Genomic DNA, 20,426 nt, shown 5'->3' with positions numbered 1-20,426 from the left:
GCGAAATAACCACAGCCGTGTCTGCTTTTTGAAAATAGAAGGGAAGGACTCTCCGCAAAGCTTCGTTCAGACTCCTTCCCAACTCCTTCCCAACCATCAATTATTCTTGATAATGCTTATCTAACGCCGCCTGTTGTTTTTCAACAAATTGAGCGGCTGCTTCTTCGGCAGTGAATTTACCTGTTCGAAATGCTTCATAAACGGTGTATCTTTCTCCACGAACATTTTCGTCTTCGAAATAGGGATCTAAAACAGTTGTCTCATACTCATCGAGCTTTTCGTATCCTTGGGCAACTGCACCTTCTACTAGATTATTCGCTACTTGATAGTCGTAACAAACAGCATTGCTAGAAATTCCTAATGTGCCACCAGCGATTTTCACTGCTTCTTCATTGGTAAATAAGAATTCAATAAATGTGGCTGCAGCTTCTGGATGTTTGGAATTTCTAGAAATTGCGTATCCGAAAGTGGGCTTCACATAAACTTTCGGCTTAGTTGCAGCATCAACTTGTAAGAAATCTCCCACAACCAGCTCCTCTTGTGCCTGACCGCCTTTATAAGAGTCTGTCCACTTCGCCAAGGTATTGGCCCATTCATAAACCGAACCCGCTTTTCCTTCGACCCACTGCGGGTTAGACTCCGTATCAATTGGACTTGTCTGTTCAAAGGTTGGCAATGCCCCTGCATCTTCTAACGCTTTGTAGCGTTTCAACACTTCTCGGACTTCCTCTACACTATAATTGACAGTACCATCGGTTTGCATGATTTTTCCAGTGTAGTCATAGAGCATTTGGGCAATAAACAAATCGAGTGCAAATTCACCAACTGTTAGATAGGCATACTGATTGTCTTCCCCTGTAGCCGTATTATCTTTAGCAATCGTTTGACCCGCGGCAAGTAAATCATCATAGGTCGTTGGTAAATCAAGGCCATTTTCTTGATACAACGCTTGATTCATCAAGGGGACTCGCCCAGTCATTAATCCGTGAGGAACAGCCGCTTGTTCACCATCAACTTGCATTGCTTCTAAATAAGAGCTTCCCCAATTATCCAGGGTCAAATAATCGCTGACTTCATTTAGATCCATAAAAATATTCTTGCCTTTTCCAAATGAAAACAGCCAATTGTAATTTACTTGCATCACATCAGCTTCTGTTTTTCCTGATAGCTGCGTCAAGGTTTTTTCTTGCCAACCATCCCAAGCGCCATACTCAGTTTCCACCTTAATATGAGGGTGTTCTTCTTCAAATAGCTGTACCAAGTCTTGCATTGCCTCATGACGATTGTCTGCGCCCCACCAAGCAAACTTGATGGTAACCTCTTCTGTACTTCCGCTTTCTGGTCTGTCGGAATCAGCCGGAGTTCCACAAGCAGCTAAAACCAACGTACTAAAAAGGCTGACTAATAATAGCTTTCTTTTCATAACATTTCTTTCCTCCTTCATTAAATGCACACGTTTTCATTTCAGTGATCCTCTATTCATTAACGATTTTAACGAAGGAATGTTTTCTCAGCAATGGATCCCAAAAACCTCCACAAAATAGTGATGAAATATCATGAAACTTATACAATTTTGACTTTTTCTTTTGATTGTAGTTTTATGTTACGTGGCAAAACCAAAGAAACATAAGATGAGCTGTTCAAAAATTATTCTTTTCTCGTAAACTTTCTTTGTAGGCGCTTTGTTTTTTACGGTATTGAAGGGGCGATGTCTCTGTGTATTTTTTGAACACACGGTTGAAATAAGTAATATTACTATACCCAACGGATTTCGCTATTTCTGCAATATCCCAATCGGTATCTTCCAACAAACGCTGTGATTGGCGAATGCGTTGAATATTTAAATACTCAGTAATGGTATAGCCAGTGGCACTTTTGAATATCCGACTTAAATACGATTTATCAAAATAAAAAGCAGCTGCAATTTGATCTAGCGAATGGATCGTGGCGTAATGAAGCCGTATATAAGCAGAAAGCTGTTCTACAAGTTCCTTCACTTTGCTTCCCGAGGGTTTATCACTTAAACAATCGGCTTGCTTGATTCGCTGAAGAAAGATCAGGAGTTCAATCAATTTTGTTTCGACCATTGCCTGATAGTTAGATTCCTTTTGGATGACTTCGTCTGCCAGTTGAGTCAAAAGTTTTTGAACATATGCTTGCTGTTCTTTAGGAATTTGAACCCTCCCTTGATGCTTTACAAAAAACTGACAAAGGGGTTCGCCAATAGCTTGATTGATTCTAGGAAACTTGTTTGCTTCAAGCAGGACCAATATACGATCGTGAAAGATATAGTTTCCCGAAAATGTGTTATGGACAAGCGTTGAAGGAACCAGAACCAAAGAACCCGTTTGAACTTCATAGGTTTTTTCGTCGATTAAAAAATAGCGTTTCCCTTCAATAAAATATTGAATCTCGCATTCTGGATGCCAATGCTTCACCATGTTATACGTACTGTCTCTTTGTGCACGATCGATTTCCAATCCATTCATCATGCCTCGAAAAAGGACTGTCTTCATTTTTTACTCCTCCTTTTGTTTTCTTCTTTTAACCGAAAAAATCCTCTTATCTTATGATAATTGTGACATATTTCCTTCACCATAGAAAGCGCATCCAATAAAAAATAACAATTACGAATAAATTCGAATTCGATATACTGGTTATTTTTATCTCTTTTAAAACCTGTAATCATAGTATTTTTTTCATCTCAAAGTCGGTTTTCCCCTGATTGAACCCATAGTAAAGAAAGAAAATATTATGTGAAAAGTTTGTCTGATTGACTTTGCCAAAAAACCACAGGAAAAGTTTTCAGTTATGGATTGCTTGACTTGCATTCCTGCCGGTCATGAGAAAACGAATTTTATTGATACGAAGGATTTTGGAGAAGCCACTGCTACTTACCTAGAGTGTTTACACAACTTCCTAATACTTTCACTCCATTGCCCCTTTCAAAATGAATGATTTTTACTTCAAAGGAAGAAGGCATCACATTGCGAGGTTCTATCCTTACTCCAATGGAAAAATAGAAGTGAAGGACAGCCACATAAAGACAATGAAATGAATATCCTACGAACTTAAATCATTTGTAAATATGAGAATTAGAAACTTTTTAATCAATCAAGTATTCAAAGTAAGATAACAAAAAATCTGAGCCAGAATGAGATTCATTCTGACCCAGATTTGATTTTGCACAACTCACTAGTCCTTATTGACAAAAAGCCATTTCATTCAGTTTAATAACAATAGAAAAAATCTAGGAGCCACAATTAATATTATTAATACTAAAATTTGTAACAATCCCGAGGGATGCAAAAAAATTAGAAACAAACCTGAAAGAGAATATAATACTGAAGTGATTTTAATGAGTGAATCGTTAAGTGGCTGTTCTATTTTTCTCCACGGATTTAGGAACATAAAATTCCATTTAAAGTTGAAAATTAGTAAACCCAAAATAAGTAACAGGATTCCAACTATTTTAGTCGGATCAATAATCAATTTTTGCCCCTTTAATGAATAGTGTAGAATACTTAATAGCGTAAGATTAGTAATAACTGGCATGACCAGCAAAGATATTAATTCTGCCATACCATCTAACTCATTTTTATTCTGAATCTTCCATTTATAATGTACAAATTGAATGACCATGCAAAAGAGAATAACACCAAATGTAGCCAAGTATTTGTTTGCATAAGCATCTGGTATTCCCTCACTATTGATATGAATAACCATCTGATCAGGAAGATCTGAAAAGAAATAAATAGTTGGGATTATTGGTAATCCGCACAATACTAAAGAAAAGAATAGTTTGTTTTTCATAGCAATTGTCGCCTAGCTTTCTATCATTGATGGGTCAACTCGTTGTTGTATTAAATCACTTTCACCAAAAATAAAGTCATAATTCCATTAATAATTTTACCATATTTCTCATTAATGACGAATACTATTTATGGACTATTATCATAAAAGCACAACTCAGACATCTATGATAAAACTTAGGTATTTCACTTTCAGGTACTCACACCTTCACTTTTATTAGTATATAATCTGGTCATCCAAATTTTAAGAAAATCATGATACTGCTTTGCATAATGCTCTGATAATAGCCAATGGCAGCCGCCCTAACTGAAGCAAAATACACTAACAGATTATTCATATCGAAGAACCAATTCGGATCAGCTTCTTGGGGCGCATCCGAACAAATTTCTTCCTCCTTGTATTGTTTTAAAAGATTATGATGAATTTATATTTTTTCAAGAGTAAAGAAAAATAGTAGCTAAATAACTGCTAAGATCACAATTTAGACAATTCTGTATGAAAGAAACTGTCTAAACAGGCTATTTTGAGATTTCATCAAATTCTATTCAATACATATACATGTATTGAATAGAAAAAAGACGGATAAGTAAAAGCAGATCATCCTTGTGTTTATCAATCTGGAAATTGGTGGGGTTCTTCACCTATGACTCATCAGTCTCTATTGCCGAAGTGCCACTATTTCATATGTTTTTCCCACTATCTGCCTTTTACCTGTCAAACTAATTATCCCGATACTCGATCGTCAATCCTTTTAAAAAGTTGCGGGCATATTTGTCTAGGCATGGCTTGTAATTGCGATGGCCTTCTTTTCGTAAAATGGCGCCTAATTCACCTTTTGAAACTTTGACTCCCGCTTGCTCGAAAATGTCCAGCATTTCATCTGTTGTTAGGGAAAGGGCGATTTTTATTTTCTTCAGCATCAAATTATTTACATTGCCATTGTTCAACTCTAAGACAGGTTCTGCAGCATCTGGCTTTGTTCCTCGTTGCGAGCGAATCAAACCATTTAAGAAACGCTCAAAGGCTTCATTGGTACACTCAATCTCGTAGGTCTCAGGATCTTTTTTCTTCAATAATTGTCTTACTTCTTCTTTTGTGAAAGAAGCGCCGCCAAGTTCAAAAATTTTCACCATGTCGGTATCCTTGATATCCAAAGCATAGCGTAAACGCGTCAAGCGATCATTGTGATTCATTCTATACACCATCCATTTCTTAGGTTGATTATAACAAATAAAAATGCTTAAGAACCATCATTTTTGAATTCCTTTGCTTGGGATTGCTAGAAAATCAATTGTCCAACGCTTAGATAACACCCGTTTGCGTTCATGTGAATGTCACTTGTACTGATTCACGACACAAACAGTAACGACCAAAACAGTTTCTGTCGCCATCATCTGTCTTCTTCACTGTAACATGATACATAGATTAGGAAAATCATTCGAGTATTTTCTACTGCCGATCATTACCGATGATAAAAGTAGGTCTGCTTTATCCTTCATTCATCATAACGCAATCAAACACTGAAGGAACAAAAAATGGATGGTTTTCGCTTTTCAGGACAAAGAACTAGGAGGGGAAAAATGACTTTTGTGTTGATTCTATGTATAGGAATAGCCCTTGTGCTTAGTATCTATTCAACGAACAAAAGAAAAAAGAAATAAGGGAGTTTGATTTCTTTTATGAAGGGCGTATTTTCGTCCTTTTTCATTTACTGCTTAAAATCCCCTGATTTTCAATCTTCTTTTAAAATGGGGGGCTTAGCCGATCGTTGCCTCTATATGGATGACAGGATGCACGCTTGGTCATCGTTTCCTCATCTCTAAAAGGAACCTGCTTAAGTGTATTATTTTTCTAAACTCTTCTTATCCGCTATACTTAATTTAACGAGAAAATTTTTTGCTTAACAATAAAATAATCAAAAGCAAGGCAGGTGTTCTTGACCCTTTTGGTTGATTTTATTGTTTTATTTCGTGTAGCAAAAACAAAAAGGAGAGGAAAGAAATGAAGAAATACGGGAAATTTTTGGTGATGATTGGGGTATCGACGGTGATTATGTTTTGTATGATGTATTTCAATGTCTACGCCCTCGATCATATCTTTTTCAGCCAAACCCGCCTATTTATGGCACTGATGATGGGCGCGATGATGGCGATCATCATGCTGTTATTTATGTGGAAGATGTATGACAACAAGAAAATGAATATCGGAATTTTAGTTGTCAGTGTTGTACTTTTTTTTGGTTCACTATTTATGGTCAGAAGCCAAACCGCCGTGGGAGATACGGCCTGGATGAAAGCCATGATTCCCCATCATTCGATTGCGATTCTAACCAGTAAAAATGCCGATTTGTCTGATCCAAGAGTAAAAGAACTTGCAGAAAAAATCATTGACGCACAGGAAAAAGAAATCAAAGAAATGAAAGAATTGATCGAAGAGTTGGAAAACAAATAGCCAGTTTGTGTGCTCACTCAAAGAACCAGCAGATCAACTTTATCGCACGGATGCAAAGCCCTTCAAGCAATGGATGAAGGGCTTCTTTTTTTATCGTCAGTTGCTTTCTTTCTACTGAAAAACCCTGACCATTATTGCATCCGTTCTTGTTTGACTTTCTTGTCCACAACATGACGCTTGGCAAGCTCTTGGCGGATAGCCGCTAAATCAATCCCCATTTCTGCCATTAAAACCAATGTGTGGTACGCCAAATCAGCAATCTCATAAACGGTTTCTTGGCGGTCTTCCTTCATCGCCCCAATCACGACCTCGGTTGCTTCCTCGCCAATTTTTTTTAAGATTTTCTCACAGCCTTTTTCAAACAAGTAGCTGGTATAGCTGCCTTCTTGCGGCGTATCTTTACGACCTTTTATCAGCTCATACAACGCATCGATGGTCGGAGAGGATTCTGTACCATAAAGCACCTCTGTAAAGCAGCTTTCTGTGCCTGTATGGCAAGCAGGTCCGTCTTTTTTTACTTTGGCGACTAAGGCATCTTGATCGCAATCTGCGGTCAATGATACTAAATGCTGGTAATTGCCGCTGGTTTCTCCTTTGCGCCACAATTCTTGGCGACTGCGGGAATAAAAGGTCATCAATCGGTCCTTCAAGGTCAAGGTCAAACTTTCTTGGTTCATATAAGCCAAGGTCAAAACTTCATTCGTTTCCACATCCTGCACGATCACTGGAACCAATCCTTGTTCATCAAATCGTACTTGCACCATGTTATCCACTCCTTCTATTGCCTATCAAAACGCCAACGCTATACGATTCGTACGGGAATATCGACGGCCTGTAATTGTTTTTTCAGCTCTGGGATTTTCACCTCGCCATAGTGAAAAATCGAGGCCGCCAGCCCTGCTTCAATATTTGGCAATTGAAACAGCTCGATAAAATCGGCACTTTTGCCAGCACCACCCGATGCGACGATCGGTAATTTGGTGATTTCGCTGACAGCTTTCAGCAAGTCTAAATCAAACCCCTGCTTCACGCCATCGGTATCCATGCTGTTGATAACAAGTTCGCCAGCACCTAACTGCTCAGCCTGGTGAATCCACGCCAATGCTTCTAAGCCTGTATCTTCCCGGCCGCCTTTGGCAAACACATGCCAGTTCTCACCGACTCGGCGAACATCAACGGATAAAACAACGCACTGGCTGCCATAGCGTTTCGCGCCTTCTGCAATCAACTCTGGTCGGCGAAGCGCTCCCGAATTGACGCTGACTTTGTCGGCGCCACAGTTTAAGACTCGCTCAAAATCTGCTACTTGATTGATGCCACCGCCCACCGTCAAGGGGATAAACACTTCTGACGCCACGCGCTGCAAAATGTCCGTGAATAAGCCGCGTTCTTCTGCAGAAGCAGTAATGTCATAAAAAACCAGCTCATCGGCGCCTTGTTCATTGTAAAAGCGCGCCAAAGTCACTGGATCATTGACATCTTTTAAGCCAGCAAAATTGACCCCTTTCACGACTCGCCCATCTCGCACATCAAGGCAAGGAATGATTCGTTTGGCGATCATGCTTCTGCCTCCCCTGCTGCTAAGACATCCGCCAATTGGAGACTGCCGTTATATAGGGATTTCCCAACGATCACGCCAGAGATGCCCAACTGTTTTAATCCTTTGATATCTGCCAATGAAGCCACGCCGCCAGAAGCCACGATGTCGCAATCCAATTGATTGAGTTTTTCGTATAAGGGCAGATTGATTCCTTCTCCTGTACCGTCACGCGAGATTTCGGTAAAGATGATCGTTTGCGCTCCCCATGCCACCAATTGTTGGCAAAAAGTAAACGCGTCTGTTGCCGTTTTCTCGAGCCAGCCTTCCACGGCCACTTTTTCTTCCTTGGCATCGACCCCAATCGCGATCTTATTGCCGTATTTCTTGAGCATCGCTTTTGTGAATGCTGGGTCTTTCTGGGCAATCGTGCCGAGGATCACCCGATGAACGCCTGCTGCTAAACAATGCTGGATCGTTTCTTCCTCACGAATCCCACCGCCAACTTCGACAAACAGATTGGTTTGCTGGACGATGCTTTTTGCGACATCAAAGTAATGGAGTTTGCCCGCTTTGGCACCATCTAAGTCGACGAGGTGCAGATAGTTGGCACCTTCTTCTTCAAATGAACGAGCAAATGCCACTGGATCATCCCCAAACACTTCTTTTTGCTCATAGTCTCCTTGGTACAAACGGACCACTTTTTGATCTAACAGATCAATTGCTGGAAAAATTTTCATAGCGGCACCTCCGTAAATGCTTTTAAAATCTTCAACCCGACAGCCCCACTTTTTTCTGGGTGAAACTGAGTGCCGAAGACATTGTCTTTTTGCACGATACCGGGAATTGCTAGACCATAGTCACTGTCTGCTATGACATACTCTTGGCAATCAGTAGCAAAATAACTGTGGACATAGTAGACAAAGTCTTGTTCCCCTAGCCCGCTGACGAGAGGACTTTCCTTTCTGACAGTCAGCCGATTCCAACCAATCTGCGGCACTTTCAGATTCAGTTTGGCTTCTTCAAAGGCGCTTTGCATGGAAACGATCCGTCCTGGAATCAAACCGAGCCCCACATGTGTGCCAAACTCCTCGCTGCTGTCGAACAACAGCTGCATCCCTAAACAAATGCCTAAAAAGGGTTTGCCAGCTGCTGCCAATTCTTGGATCGGTTCGATCAGCGACAACTCTGCCAACTTTTGGCGGGCATCGCCAAAAGCGCCTACGCCGGGTAAAAGAATGCGGTCAGCAGCTTTTAATTCTGCTAGTGAACGCGTGATTTGGCAGTCAACACCCAAATAATCCAGCGAACGAGACAAGCTGAACAAATTGCCGACCCCATAGTCGATGATTGCTAACATAATACGCCCCTTTCCTTATCTCATCCATCTGTGTGGAAGATACGTAATCATTTTTCCCTCATGAATCACTGGATCGTCCCTTTGGTTGAAGGGATCTCATCTGGGGCTGCTTGATTGATCGCTACTGCTTCACCTAAGGCACGCCCAAAGCCTTTAAAACAAGCTTCCACAATGTGGTGGCTGTTTTTCCCAGCGATTTGATGGAGATGGATCGTAGCACCTAATTCACGGGCAAAAGCAATGAAAAATTCTTCAACCAATTCTGTATCAAACTGCTGCCCGATTTTTTCGCTCGGTATCGCCAACTCTACGACTGCCATGCCACGACCGCTGATATCGATCGCTGTCATGACTAAGGCTTCGTCCATCGGCAGCAGCATACTGCCATAACGTTTGATGCCTCGTCGCTCCCCAAGACTTTCTGAAAACGCTCGGCCAATGGCGATGGCAACGTCTTCTGTTGTGTGATGGGCATCTACTTCTGTATCGCCATCACAGACCAACGTCAAATCAAAGCGACCGTGGCGGACAAATAATTCCAGCATGTGGTCTAAAAACCCCACACCAGTCTTGATTGATTGCTGACCAGTACCATCGATCGTCAACTGCAGGTGGATCTTGGTTTCAGTCGTATTGCGGGTAACTTCTGCTTTTCTCATTCCTTCACCTCTTCTATGATCGTTGTTAACACCGTCATCAATCGTTCCATCTGGGCCCTCGTTCCTACCGTGATTCGCAAATACTCTTTGATGCGGGGCTGATTAAACCAGCGGACGAAGATTTTCTGCTCTTTCAGTGCCTGATACAACTCTTCACCAGCAATCGCAGGGTGCCTTGCAAACAAAAAATTTCCTTGGCTGTCGGTCTGCTCAAAGCCGAGCTTCGCTAGGGCTTGCTTGCTCCACTCACGCACGTGGATCGTTGCTTGGATCTTCTCATCGACATACGCTTGTTCCTGCAAAACGGCTGCACCTGCGGCTTGGGTCAAACTATTAACATTGTAAGGATTCAAGCTAAATTTCAACCGATTCAAGTCTTGGATCAGTCTTTCATTGGCAACCGCAAAGCCCAGACGTGCCCCTGCCAGCTGCCGAGATTTCGAAAACGTTCCGACAACCAAGAGATTTGGGTATTGATCGATCAAAGAAACCATTGAAGTGCCGCCAAAATCGATATAGGCCTCATCGACAATCACTAAGCGATCGGGATGCCGTTTTAGAAAGGCACAAATTTCGCTTTGTTCTTGATAAACCCCAGTCGGCGCATTGGGATTGGCAAAAATGACGGTCCCTTTGAGCGAATCATAGTCCGTTAACGCGATCGAGAAATCTTCTTGCAGCGGAACAACGGTGGCAGCGACTTGGTACAAGGCACTATACACTTGATAAAACCCATAGGTCACATCGGGAAAGGCGATGCCGTTTTCCGTGAAGCCTTGAAAGAGATAGGACAAGACTTCGTCACTACCATTACCGAGAAACAGCTGGGCTGGTGTAACGCCAAGATAAGCAGCCAGAGGGGTTGTCACCACTTCAGCAGCAATATCCGAGTAACGATTCAGCTTGTGGGTGGCATCGGCAACCGCTGCTTGAACACTTGGTGCTGGCGGATAAGGACTTTCATTGGTGTTCAGTTTAATAACGGCTTGCTCGTCTACTTGTTCCCCTGGTGTATAAGGAGTCAGCTTGTGATACTTTTGATGTAAAAAGGTCATTTTTCTCCCTCTCTTCGTACATTGATCGAACGGGCATGGCCGATCAAGTCTTCGGTTTCTGCGAACAACGCTACGGCTGGACCAGCCGCCTTCATGGCTGCTTCTGGATAATACAAGTAGCTGCTTTTCTTAATAAAATCATCCACTGATAACGGCGAGTAGAAACGAGCGGTCCCTTCTGTTGGTAGGGTATGATTTGGCCCAGCAAAATAATCTCCCAGCACTTCTGGTGTATGATGTCCTAAAAAGACACTGCCCGCATTTTCTACTTGTCCCAACAAAGCAAAAGGATCTGCCACTGCTAATTCAAGGTGTTCTGGGGCGATTTGATTGGCAATGGTAAGTGCTTCGGTCAAATCTTTGACTAGGATCAGCTTTCCGCTAGATTCAAGTGCCGCAGCTGCAATGTCTTTTCGGGGCAGTTGCTTCAGCTGCAAGTCAAGCTCTACTTGGAGTTGTTCAATCAAGGCTGCTTCTGTTGTGACTAAGATGGCTTGCGCTAAGATATCATGCTCGGCTTGTGCCAAAAGATCCGCTGCCAGCCAGCGAGGATTTGCGCTGGCATCGGCGATGATCAGCACATCGCTGGGCCCTGCGATCATATCGATATCAACTTCGCCGTACACCATTTTTTTCGCTGTGGCGACATAAATATTTCCTGGTCCCACGATTTTGTCGACTTTGGGAATCGTTTCTGTCCCATAAGCCAATGCCGCTACGCCATGGGCACCACCGACTTTGTAGATTTCATCCACTCCAGCAACGGAAGCTGCCGCTAAGATAGCAGCTGGAACTTTTCCTTGGCTGTCCGTCGGTGTGATCATAACGATTTTTTTGACCCCGGCGATTTTTGCGGGCAGGACATCCATCAAAACCGTACTAGGATAAGCTGCTGTGCCGCCAGGAACGTAGACCCCGACTTTTGCTAGTGGCAAGACCCGCTGTCCCATCACAACGCCATTTTCCTTCGTCAAGACAAAGCCTTGCTGGACTTGCTTTTGATGAAATGCCAAAATGTTTTCCTTCGCCTGTTCCATCACCTCAAGCAGCTCAGGGGAGACGGCTTGGACAGCCGTTTCAACCTCCTCAAGACTGACGGTTAAGGAAGACAAGGTCACTTGATCGATTTCTTCAATTAATTGAAACAACGCCTGATCTCCTTGCTGCTGAACACGGTCAATGATTTGGGCGACAACGGTTGAAACATCCTTCGTTTCCGACTGTTTCCTTGCCACAATCGTTTCGATCGTATCTTTTTGGGTCGAAAAAATTCTCATAATTGCTCCCTCACCTTCTCAATCACTGTTTGAATGCGTTCTTGCTTGAAACGCCACGTGGCGTGGTTGATCACTAAACGCGCTGAAGACGGCGCGATGTCTTGGATCACTTCTAAATCATTTTCTTTTAGTGTCGTCCCCGTTTCGACGATGTCAACGATCACATCGGAGAGACCTAACAAAGGAGCCAATTCAATCGATCCATGCAGTTGGATCAATTCCACCGAGCGACCTAATCCTTGATAAAACCGGCGGGTGATCTGCGGATATTTTGTGGAGACCCGCAGCGGGCGGGAGAAATCTTCCTCAAAATCCGTACGCGCAGCTACTGCCAAACGGCAGACCCCCATATGCAAATCAAGAAATTCGATGACTTCTGCCTTGCTTTCCATTAAAATATCTTTGCCTACGACACCGATATCCGCCACTCCGTGCTCCACATAGATCGCCACATCGCTAGGCTTGACTAAGAAAAAGCGCAGCTTGTTTTCTTCATCACAAAAAATTAGTTGGCGATTGTCTTTGAAGACGCCTTGCGCAGCAACTCCAGCTTTCGTAAACAAATCGTATACGGCATCCCCCATTCGACCTTTAGGTAGCGCAATGTTCAAATAGCCTGAACTTTCGTTGTCAGTCGGCACCTTTTGCCCTACATGGTTGAGCTTCATACCAAACCCGATCGCTCCTTGCTCTTTGCCTTGCCGACTCATCAAGCGATCATAACGGCCGCCATATAAAATCGTCTCTCTTGCTTCTTCGATGAATCCTTGAAACAGCAAGCCACTGTAATAATCGGCATCATTTAAAATTGAAAAATCCAGCCTTATCCGAATGGAGGCTGACAGTTGTTCTTTTTGCAATGCTTGATACAATTGTTTTAGTTCTGCTAAACCAGCTTGTGCTTGGGGATACTCTGCCAGCAGCTCTTTGGCCTTTTGATACTTGGTTTCAAAATCACCTGACAAACGTACCAGTTTCGCCAATTTTTCAGCTTCTGTTGCTGACAAGCCAGCTTTTTCAGTCAGTGCATCCATGCCATGAGAACTCTTGTCCCGCAGGCAGTGCAGTACCTTTTGTCGATCCGCTTCGGGGAAGCGTTGGCAGATGCCATCCAAAATCCCCATATGAGACAGATCCAAGGTCCCTTTTCCCACCTGAGCCAAACTTTCCCAAGCCAGTTTTACAACCTCCAGTTGATCTTCCCATGTGATTTGGTCAATGAGCTCCAAACCGATTTGATCGATCTTTTGGTATTCCCCTGCTTGACGATCCTGTCGATAGACATCCTCCACATAATACACTCTGCGCGCTTCTCCAGAAGGTGTATTTTTGGCAATCGACAAGGTGACATCAGGTTTTAGCGCCATCGTCCTGCCATCCGTGCCTGTAAACGTGATGATGGAAGAACCACGCAAAAACTGATCATTTTGCTGATAGTTGCGATACTCTTCAAAATTGTTCGAGTGATAAGGTGAAAAATGATGCTGCGTATACAATTTTCTTAATTTCAGTTCGACTTGTTCGGCTGGTTTTAATACATTCCATAACTCTTCCACACTTATCACTCCTATTTCATGCCACTGATTCGGCTTTCTCACTGTTAAAGGCTCGCTTTATCATCGATTCACCATCAGTTTTTCTAATAATACTAATGGTTTTGCCATAAATAAGCAATGGTATTTTTCGAAATATTCTGGAATTTTTCTATACACTTTATTGGTAGCGACAAAGAAAGGGCATCAAATAAAAAGCCCTGCTGAAAATTCAGGACAGGGCTTTCACTTGAAGGTATAGTTGAGGTCCGCGCCTAGGAGCTTGAAAAAGAATTGATTGGGAACCCATTATTGAACTGAAAATAAATAATCGCTGCTATTTACTTTTTGCTGTATCGTCTGAGCAAAGGGTTCATGATCAGCTGTGTTGGTGACAATGATGGGAATCGTTAGATCATAGCCTGCTGCACTGATTTCTTTTTCATCAAAAGAAATCAATTTTTCTCCAGCTTTAACGTATTGATTTTCAGCTACATAAAGGGTAAATCCTTTTCCATCTAGATGAACCGTGTCGATCCCGATGTGGATCAAAAGTTCGACCCCATTCTCGCCTCTTAAGCCAATCGCGTGCTTGGTGGGTGTAGTCATAATCACATAGCCATCAAAAGGAGCAACTATGTTTTCATCAGAAGGAATGATCGCCACTCCATTCCCCATCATTTTTTCCGAAAACATCGGATCCTTGACTGCCTCAAGAGAAATAACACTTCCCGATATTGGGCTGCTGACTTTCAAAGCATCTTCGGCTTTACTCATTTGATTTGCTTGAACTCGTTTTCGTTCTAAGAGAATCGTTGTAGTAAAAGAAACGCATACAGCCAGAAGAATGACGACGATTGCAAACCAAAAATTGCTATTGAATCCAGAACCATCTGTCGGGATAAAAGTCGGGATCGCAACCAGACCTGGTGAAACAACTGCATATTGTTTTAGTTGAACAAACCCTGCCATGATCCCACCTACTGCACCACCTAGAATCGCTCCTATAAAAGCACTTCGATAGTTGATCAAGATGCCAAAAATAGCCGGCTCGGTAATCCCCATCACACCAGTCAGTCCTGAAGAAAGAGCCAAAGCTCGTTTTTCAGTATTTTTTTCCGTATAAGAAATAGCTAAGGCTGATGCACCCACGGCAACGTTGGCTGCCAGCATAGCTGGCATAACAAATGAATCATAGCCGTAGTCTCCTAACATAGCAAAGACCAAGGGGAACAACGCTTGATTGGTACCTGTCATGACTAATAGCGGAGTCATTGCTCCTAAGACACCAACTGAAAACCAGCCGAGTTTGTCGTATAAAAAGCTCAAACCACTAGCAATGTATCCGCCCACTGCATTTCCAATTGGCCCTAATACGATTAATGTGACAGGTACGATAATTAAAATAACTAATAATGGCTTGACGAAATACTTGATCGATTGCGGAATAAACTTATCCCCGATTCGATCCATTAACGCCATAAACAAAACACCAAATATTACGGGAATAGTCGTTGTATTATAACTCATCGTTGGGATAGCGATTCCTAAGAAATTCAACCCTTCCACGCCATTGATCAATGAGTGGACGAGGATCGCACCTAGGAACATACCCATCAGTCCATTGATTCCAAGTTTTCTAGCAGCACTATAACCGATATAAATCGGTAGAAAATAAAAACCCGCATCATTGATAGCATTTAAAATCGTGTAGGTTCCGCTGTCAGCTGCAAGTCCGAAAAAGGTCACGCCAATATTCAATACCGCCGATACCAGCCCAGCAGCTACCAATACCGGTAGAACTGGAACGAAGGTTCCACTGATAAAATCGACAACCAGCAAGCCGTAGTCTTTGAGGGTGTGCTTCGTTTTTCGTTCCTCCTTCGTCTGACCATTCATTTGATTTCGCTTTTCTGTAAAAATTGCATATACTTTTGGCACATCAGGACCGATGATCAGTTGAACTTCATGGCCTCTTCTCACTGTGCCCAAAATAAGTTTATTTTCTTTTAATTGCTTGTCATCAAAAGCGGTCGGATCACTTAACTGCAGCCGAAGCCTAGTAGCGCAGTGATTGACTGTTTGAACATTTTCGATTCCTCCGATATTTTTTATAATATACACAACCAGTTCATGATAGTTTGACATAGTGATTCATCCTCACTTTATTTTATAAACCGCTTTCACAAAAGTAGTTTTAGGAGCGATAGAAGCTCTTTCTTCTATCGCTCATTTCTCATCCTTTTGGACGTACTAACGTTTGACCATTTGATTGGATCACTTCTTTATACCAATAGTAAGAATCTTTCGGGATTCTACGTAAATCCAGTAACTCTTCATCAGTTGTATTGATATAGACAAGTCCATACCGTTTCGCCATCCCATTGCCCGTACTCAAAAGATCAGTAAAGGACCATGGATTATAACCAAAGACTTTTGCGCCATCTTCAATCGCCAATCCGACTTGATAAATCTGATCATTTAAAAAATCAATTCGTTCTTGATCATGTACTTTTCCATCCTCACCTAGCTTCTCATGCGCCCCGTAACCATTCTCAGTAATCACCATTGGTAAATGATAGTGGTCTTCCATGTAGCGTAACAAGTAACGCATAGCAACTGGATCGATCTCCCAATCCCAATCGGTTGTCTCGACAAAAGGATTGACCGTTTGCGCAAAAATCCCTGGATAATTTGGGTAAACAAATTCCCCTTTTATCCCCGATTTGTTCAACCCAATTTCTTGATGATCGGATGCCACTGGTGACTCCTTCGCTACATTGCTACGGTAACAATTGATGCCGAAAAAGTCGATTTTTGCTTGTGCAACCAATTCCATATCCCCAGGGCGAATATCTGGGTCAATATTATTTTCTTTCCAATAACGTTTAATAAAACCATTGTATTCACGATTTGCATTAAAATCATTCCAGATTTTTTCCGTCAGTTCTTCTGCATTCATCGCTGCAATCTGATCTGCTGGTTTTGCTGACTCAGGATAAAACGGAACCATCCCAGGAACCGGGCCGATCTTGCCGTCTTCAACCAATTCATGACACGCAATCACCGCTTTTGCATGACATAGGTTCATAATATGATTGACTTTCCACTTATCTTCGAACCAAGTCTCTGGGTATTTGCATACTCCTAACCAGTCTCCATAGACAATTTGCATGTTCTGCTCATTAATTGCCAGCCAGTATTTCACACGATCGCCGAATGACTCAAAACAGGTTCTAACATATTGGTCAAATGCATCAATGATGCCTCGGTCGTACCAACCATTAAATTCTTCATCAACCCAGACTGGCATATCGTAGTGATACAAAGTGACGATTGGAGTAATGCCATGTTCAACTAATTCATCAATCAGCTGATTGTAAAAGTCAATGCCTAATTGATTGGGCACCCCTGAATTATCAGGATAGATCCTAGGCCAAGCAATCGAAAAGCGATATGAAGTAAAGCCCGCATCAGCCATTAATTGGACATCTTCTTTGTATTTATGGTAATGATCAGCGGCGATCGAATTATCTGTATAGGGCTTTTTCTTTTTGCTGTTTAAGTCGATGATCGCAGTTGAACGCCCATCTTCTGCTACAGCCCCTTCAACTTGCCACGCCGCACTTGAAGCGCCCCATAAAAAATCCTTTGGAAATAGTGGTTTATCTTTATAATGCATGCCCATTGCCTTCTCTCTTAAATTTAAGTAAATAACCATTGAATAGCAGATCAAGTACGAAATCAATGCCATACGTATAGTAAAGCAGCTCATTAATTTCTTTTTCATGTGTTTGTGAACTTAAATGATACAATTTATCAAAATAGCGGTTATAGATTGGGTTTCTATTATTTGTAAACAAAATCGTTGGTGCCTTGACTTCTTTTAGTATTTCAAGCATGGAAGAAACGAAGAGACCCGATAGCGAAAAAACAATGATCAAGGGATCTTGGTAGTGTTCCAAGGCTAACGTCAGATCGCTCTTTGACGTTAATAGAGTAATTCTTTTGCCGAAGATAACCATTCGCTGTTGGAATGTTTTTACACTACCTGTAATATTGCTTGAACACAAAATCATAACTTCTCGACTATCATTGATTAATCGGACAAGACGATCGACTTCTTGTGTATTAAAACGCAGACTTAATTCTTCCATTAAGGAAGTAATATTGTCTTGAAGCTTAGTCAAAAAATTGGGGTAGCCGTAAAACCTCAGAAATTCATTGATTCCATCATCAAAAGTTTCCGCATTCTTTTTCATATCTAAAAAGTTTTCGTAGCCCAATTGTTTCGCAAATCGTCGAATGGAGGCCCGCGATACATGCTGCTCTTCTGCAATCTGATAAATGTTCCATCGAGTCACGCTTTTGAAGTTCTCTAAGAAAAATTTAGCAAGTTCAAATTCAACCGTCCCTACTTCATTTTCGTTCACAATATGATTTAACTTATAAATGAAATTCAATCGATTATTATCCATTTTTTTAATCTCCCTTGGCCAAGTTTGATTGTATCTAAATTATAACGTATCCGTTTCCAATATTGGGGTGCATGTCTTGTCCCCAGTTAAATCTTATCTAGAAATAAAAAAAGAGGCACAGAATTCGGCTTCTGTCCCCTTTTACCTATTGTATGTTGTATAGTCACTGATAGTACTTCTTTCTAATCAGAGTCTTCTTCACAAGAATGAAGCAAAAAACTACTCTGTCGATCACTTCACAGGTCTTCTGAACTTTGTTGCTATGAAACCTGACTAGCATAAAAAAGCATGTGCTGGTCATGCTTCTTGGTGGTTACACCAGACCGTGCTTTTGGAGTGCTTGCGCAATCCCGCCGTCTTCTGGTCGAGCCGTCACCTCGTCAGCTACTGCCAATAGCTGTTCACAGGCATTGCCCATCGCAATTCCTGTCGCAACGGCTTCAAACATTTCGACATCATTATGGCCGTCACCAAATGACAAGGTATCTTTGTTATCGATCCCTAGATGGTTCAAGAGAAAATCGACGGCTGTTTTCTTGTGGATATTCTTGATGCCGATCTCGCCACTGTCTTTGCCAAAAACAGGAACTGTACTGCGAATCATTTGGAATTGTTCGTGGTATTGGTCATGGACCTGTTCATAAGGAATGGAATGATTGATGAAGGAAACTTTGTTCACGTCATCGTAATCGATTTTCGCTTCGTCCTCAATCAATAAATCAAGGAACCACTGAATAGTTTGAACACGTTGTTTTCCTGCTTCACTTTCAACAGGCTCACCTGCTAAGATGATCTCCAGCAAACGATTTCGTAAATTGGTACTTGCAAATAATCCTTGATTCGATTCCAAGTAATACTCGATTTGGTTTGCTTTTAAGAAATCGATCAGTCTTAATAAGGCTTCCTTTTCAAAAACTTTGTGCAAAATCACCTCATCGTGCACCTCGCAATAACCGCCGCCGGCACCAATCATTCCACTTAAAGGCAGTGCCAGTACATCTTCTGTGATTTCGGCTTTTGAACGACCCGTACACAAGAAAAATTCATGCCCCTTCTTATGTGCCGCTGTGATCGCTTGGCGAGCACTTTCAGGTACGTTTCCCGCATCATCGCACAATGTTCCATCTACATCTAAAAAGACAATTTTCTTCGTCATTTCATTCCCTCTTTCCTAACCCAATCAATAAAGCGCTCACATGAACATATTTGCTGAATCCAAGATGTCACCATCAGCCGCTTGCTATTAGTATAACAAATCACAAGATAACCTCGCTAGACTATTTTACTGACTCATACATAAACACGCTCTCCTTTTTTCTCGATGCCCTTTATCTTTGATGATCGTCAAATGGCTTTCATTTGATCACTTTTAAGGTGACTTATCCTTTGCGTAGCTTACTCTTCACTTAAATAAATCAACCCCCATTTAGGTAGTTGGTTAGTTGCATGACCCGTAAGCTCGCGATAATAGTACCGTTTGTCATGCTTGATCATACTGATAATTTCCTCTTCCTTCATCCCCAGCTCTTGACATAGGTCAGTTTTGGTATTGGTCACAAGTTCCAGTAGAATTTGGATCTGTGCGTCCACAGCCAGAAGCGCTCGAAAGGTATCAAATAAGTTCTTTGTTCGATCATAGTAAATGTCATCGAAGTCAACACAAAGTTCCTGATAATAAGTAAAAAGTTTTGGATAGGCTGTCAGTACCCCAGCGCTTAACAATACTTCCTTTGAATAAGACAGATAATCTTTCGGGTTATTTATTTTTTCTGATAACACAGAATCACTCCTTTCCATCCATGGCTTTTCTTCAATGATAGCATTGATCCCTCATTTAATCGTAATGATTTCCTTCTTCGTTAATCGCCCCTACATCCCTTCACATAAAACAAAGGCTTTATCTTCTAGTATTTCAAATCACATGAAATCCTTGGGTGGCATCCCGTTCTGCGCTCACCTCCAATGCATGATCTAAGGAAATCAGTTACTCTCATTATAGTTTTTTGTTGCTCCAAGCTTATAATTCCTTTTTGCTCTAGCAGAGGAATAAGAGAGAAAAATCCAGCGTACCAGTATTGCTGTATCAACAAGAAGAAAGATCAAAAGGAATTTATTTGCAGTGATTTTCCGATGATTACACGATCAAACAAAAGAACGAATGGAAATGAATGCTTTTAACCAATGTTGTGGCACCTTCATTCTCACGACAGCACAAAAAACCAATGATCGCTGGTTTCGATCATTGGTCAAAGTTCTCAAATTGC

18 protein-coding genes and 1 pseudogene are annotated in these 20,426 nt (G+C 41.8%); 2 read left to right on the top strand and 17 right to left on the bottom strand.

Going from position 1 to position 20,426, the window contains the following annotated elements:
* Nucleotides 1-100: 100 nt before the first annotated feature.
* Entirely contained in the window at nucleotides 101-1,423 is a 1,323-nt protein-coding gene (locus tag ACTW1R_RS03525; protein ID WP_489927408.1) for an ABC transporter substrate-binding protein, read from the bottom strand.
* 217 nt (nucleotides 1,424-1,640) lie between these two features.
* Complete coding sequence (locus ACTW1R_RS03520; RefSeq protein WP_115231894.1) at nucleotides 1,641-2,516, bottom strand: AraC family transcriptional regulator; 876 nt, start codon at nucleotides 2,514-2,516, stop codon at nucleotides 1,641-1,643.
* Nucleotides 2,517-2,972: 456 nt separating this feature from the next.
* On the opposite strand from ACTW1R_RS03520, the pseudogene ACTW1R_RS03515 reads away from it, so the two are divergent.
* Nucleotides 2,973-3,136, top strand: a pseudogene (locus ACTW1R_RS03515) (ISL3 family transposase); the annotation flags it as partial.
* 89 nt (nucleotides 3,137-3,225) lie between these two features.
* Here ACTW1R_RS03515 and ACTW1R_RS03510 read toward each other — a convergent pair.
* Both ACTW1R_RS03510 and ACTW1R_RS03505 read right to left on the bottom strand, forming a co-directional pair.
* Nucleotides 3,226-3,813, bottom strand: coding sequence for a DUF1648 domain-containing protein (locus ACTW1R_RS03510; protein WP_115231893.1), 588 nt, complete (start codon nucleotides 3,811-3,813; stop codon nucleotides 3,226-3,228).
* A 719-nt stretch (nucleotides 3,814-4,532) separates the two neighbouring features.
* Nucleotides 4,533-5,006 carry a YehS family protein gene (locus ACTW1R_RS03505; RefSeq protein ID WP_010747557.1) on the bottom strand — a complete coding sequence of 158 codons (474 nt, stop codon included), beginning with the start codon at nucleotides 5,004-5,006 and terminating at the stop codon, nucleotides 4,533-4,535.
* Between the two features lie 808 nt (nucleotides 5,007-5,814).
* Between ACTW1R_RS03505 and ACTW1R_RS03500 the strand changes: the two genes are divergently transcribed.
* Nucleotides 5,815-6,264, top strand: coding sequence for a DUF305 domain-containing protein (locus ACTW1R_RS03500; RefSeq protein ID WP_005225207.1), 450 nt, complete (start codon nucleotides 5,815-5,817; stop codon nucleotides 6,262-6,264).
* A gap of 131 nt (nucleotides 6,265-6,395) precedes the next feature.
* Here ACTW1R_RS03500 and hisIE read toward each other — a convergent pair whose 3' ends face one another.
* The 13 genes from hisIE to ACTW1R_RS03435 form a co-directional block, all read right to left on the bottom strand.
* Nucleotides 6,396-7,028 carry a bifunctional phosphoribosyl-AMP cyclohydrolase/phosphoribosyl-ATP diphosphatase HisIE gene (gene hisIE / locus ACTW1R_RS03495; protein ID WP_086339201.1) on the bottom strand — a complete coding sequence of 211 codons (633 nt, stop codon included), beginning with the start codon at nucleotides 7,026-7,028 and terminating at the stop codon, nucleotides 6,396-6,398.
* Nucleotides 7,029-7,066: 38 nt separating this feature from the next.
* Complete coding sequence (gene hisF / locus ACTW1R_RS03490) at nucleotides 7,067-7,825, bottom strand: imidazole glycerol phosphate synthase subunit HisF (protein WP_086293280.1); 759 nt, start codon at nucleotides 7,823-7,825, stop codon at nucleotides 7,067-7,069.
* A complete protein-coding gene (gene hisA, locus ACTW1R_RS03485; RefSeq protein WP_271813718.1) occupies nucleotides 7,822-8,541 on the bottom strand; it encodes a 1-(5-phosphoribosyl)-5-[(5-phosphoribosylamino)methylideneamino]imidazole-4-carboxamide isomerase in 720 nt (239 codons plus the stop codon). Before hisA ends, hisF begins: the two co-directional genes overlap by 4 nt.
* Complete coding sequence (gene hisH, locus ACTW1R_RS03480) at nucleotides 8,538-9,161, bottom strand: imidazole glycerol phosphate synthase subunit HisH (RefSeq protein WP_194188730.1); 624 nt, start codon at nucleotides 9,159-9,161, stop codon at nucleotides 8,538-8,540. The genes hisA and hisH overlap by 4 nt, the downstream gene beginning before the upstream one ends.
* 65 nt (nucleotides 9,162-9,226) lie before the next feature.
* Nucleotides 9,227-9,820 carry an imidazoleglycerol-phosphate dehydratase HisB gene (gene hisB / locus ACTW1R_RS03475; protein ID WP_005225202.1) on the bottom strand — a complete coding sequence of 198 codons (594 nt, stop codon included), beginning with the start codon at nucleotides 9,818-9,820 and terminating at the stop codon, nucleotides 9,227-9,229.
* Nucleotides 9,817-10,875, bottom strand: a complete 1,059-nt coding sequence (gene hisC, locus ACTW1R_RS03470) for a histidinol-phosphate transaminase (RefSeq protein WP_271813717.1) — start codon at nucleotides 10,873-10,875, stop codon at nucleotides 9,817-9,819. Before hisC ends, hisB begins: the two co-directional genes overlap by 4 nt.
* Nucleotides 10,872-12,152, bottom strand: coding sequence for a histidinol dehydrogenase (gene hisD / locus ACTW1R_RS03465; RefSeq protein ID WP_489927407.1), 1,281 nt, complete (start codon nucleotides 12,150-12,152; stop codon nucleotides 10,872-10,874). Before hisD ends, hisC begins: the two co-directional genes overlap by 4 nt.
* Complete coding sequence (gene hisG, locus ACTW1R_RS03460; protein ID WP_167821588.1) at nucleotides 12,149-13,708, bottom strand: ATP phosphoribosyltransferase; 1,560 nt, start codon at nucleotides 13,706-13,708, stop codon at nucleotides 12,149-12,151. Before hisG ends, hisD begins: the two co-directional genes overlap by 4 nt.
* Nucleotides 13,709-13,993: 285 nt before the next feature.
* The gene (locus ACTW1R_RS03455) at nucleotides 13,994-15,832 is read right to left on the bottom strand and encodes a glucose PTS transporter subunit IIA (RefSeq protein WP_489927406.1); all 1,839 of its coding nucleotides are present in this window, start codon (nucleotides 15,830-15,832) and stop codon (nucleotides 13,994-13,996) included.
* An 88-nt stretch (nucleotides 15,833-15,920) separates the two neighbouring features.
* Nucleotides 15,921-17,366 (bottom strand): glycoside hydrolase family 1 protein, encoded by a 1,446-nt coding sequence (locus ACTW1R_RS03450; RefSeq protein WP_087626973.1) that lies wholly within the window; start codon nucleotides 17,364-17,366, stop codon nucleotides 15,921-15,923.
* Complete coding sequence (locus tag ACTW1R_RS03445) at nucleotides 17,356-18,162, bottom strand: MurR/RpiR family transcriptional regulator (protein WP_005225196.1); 807 nt, start codon at nucleotides 18,160-18,162, stop codon at nucleotides 17,356-17,358. The genes ACTW1R_RS03450 and ACTW1R_RS03445 overlap by 11 nt, the downstream gene beginning before the upstream one ends.
* Nucleotides 18,163-18,475: 313 nt before the next feature.
* A complete protein-coding gene (locus tag ACTW1R_RS03440) occupies nucleotides 18,476-19,318 on the bottom strand; it encodes a Cof-type HAD-IIB family hydrolase (RefSeq protein ID WP_489927405.1) in 843 nt (280 codons plus the stop codon).
* A 239-nt stretch (nucleotides 19,319-19,557) separates the two neighbouring features.
* Nucleotides 19,558-19,941, bottom strand: coding sequence for a DUF7006 family protein (locus ACTW1R_RS03435; protein ID WP_413127066.1), 384 nt, complete (start codon nucleotides 19,939-19,941; stop codon nucleotides 19,558-19,560).
* Between the last annotated feature and the right edge of the window lie 485 nt (nucleotides 19,942-20,426).

Source organism: Enterococcus sp. R12, from assembly GCF_058135755.1.
The sequence above is the reverse complement of the archived record's forward strand: the minus strand, read 5'-3'. Positions and strand labels throughout refer to the sequence as shown.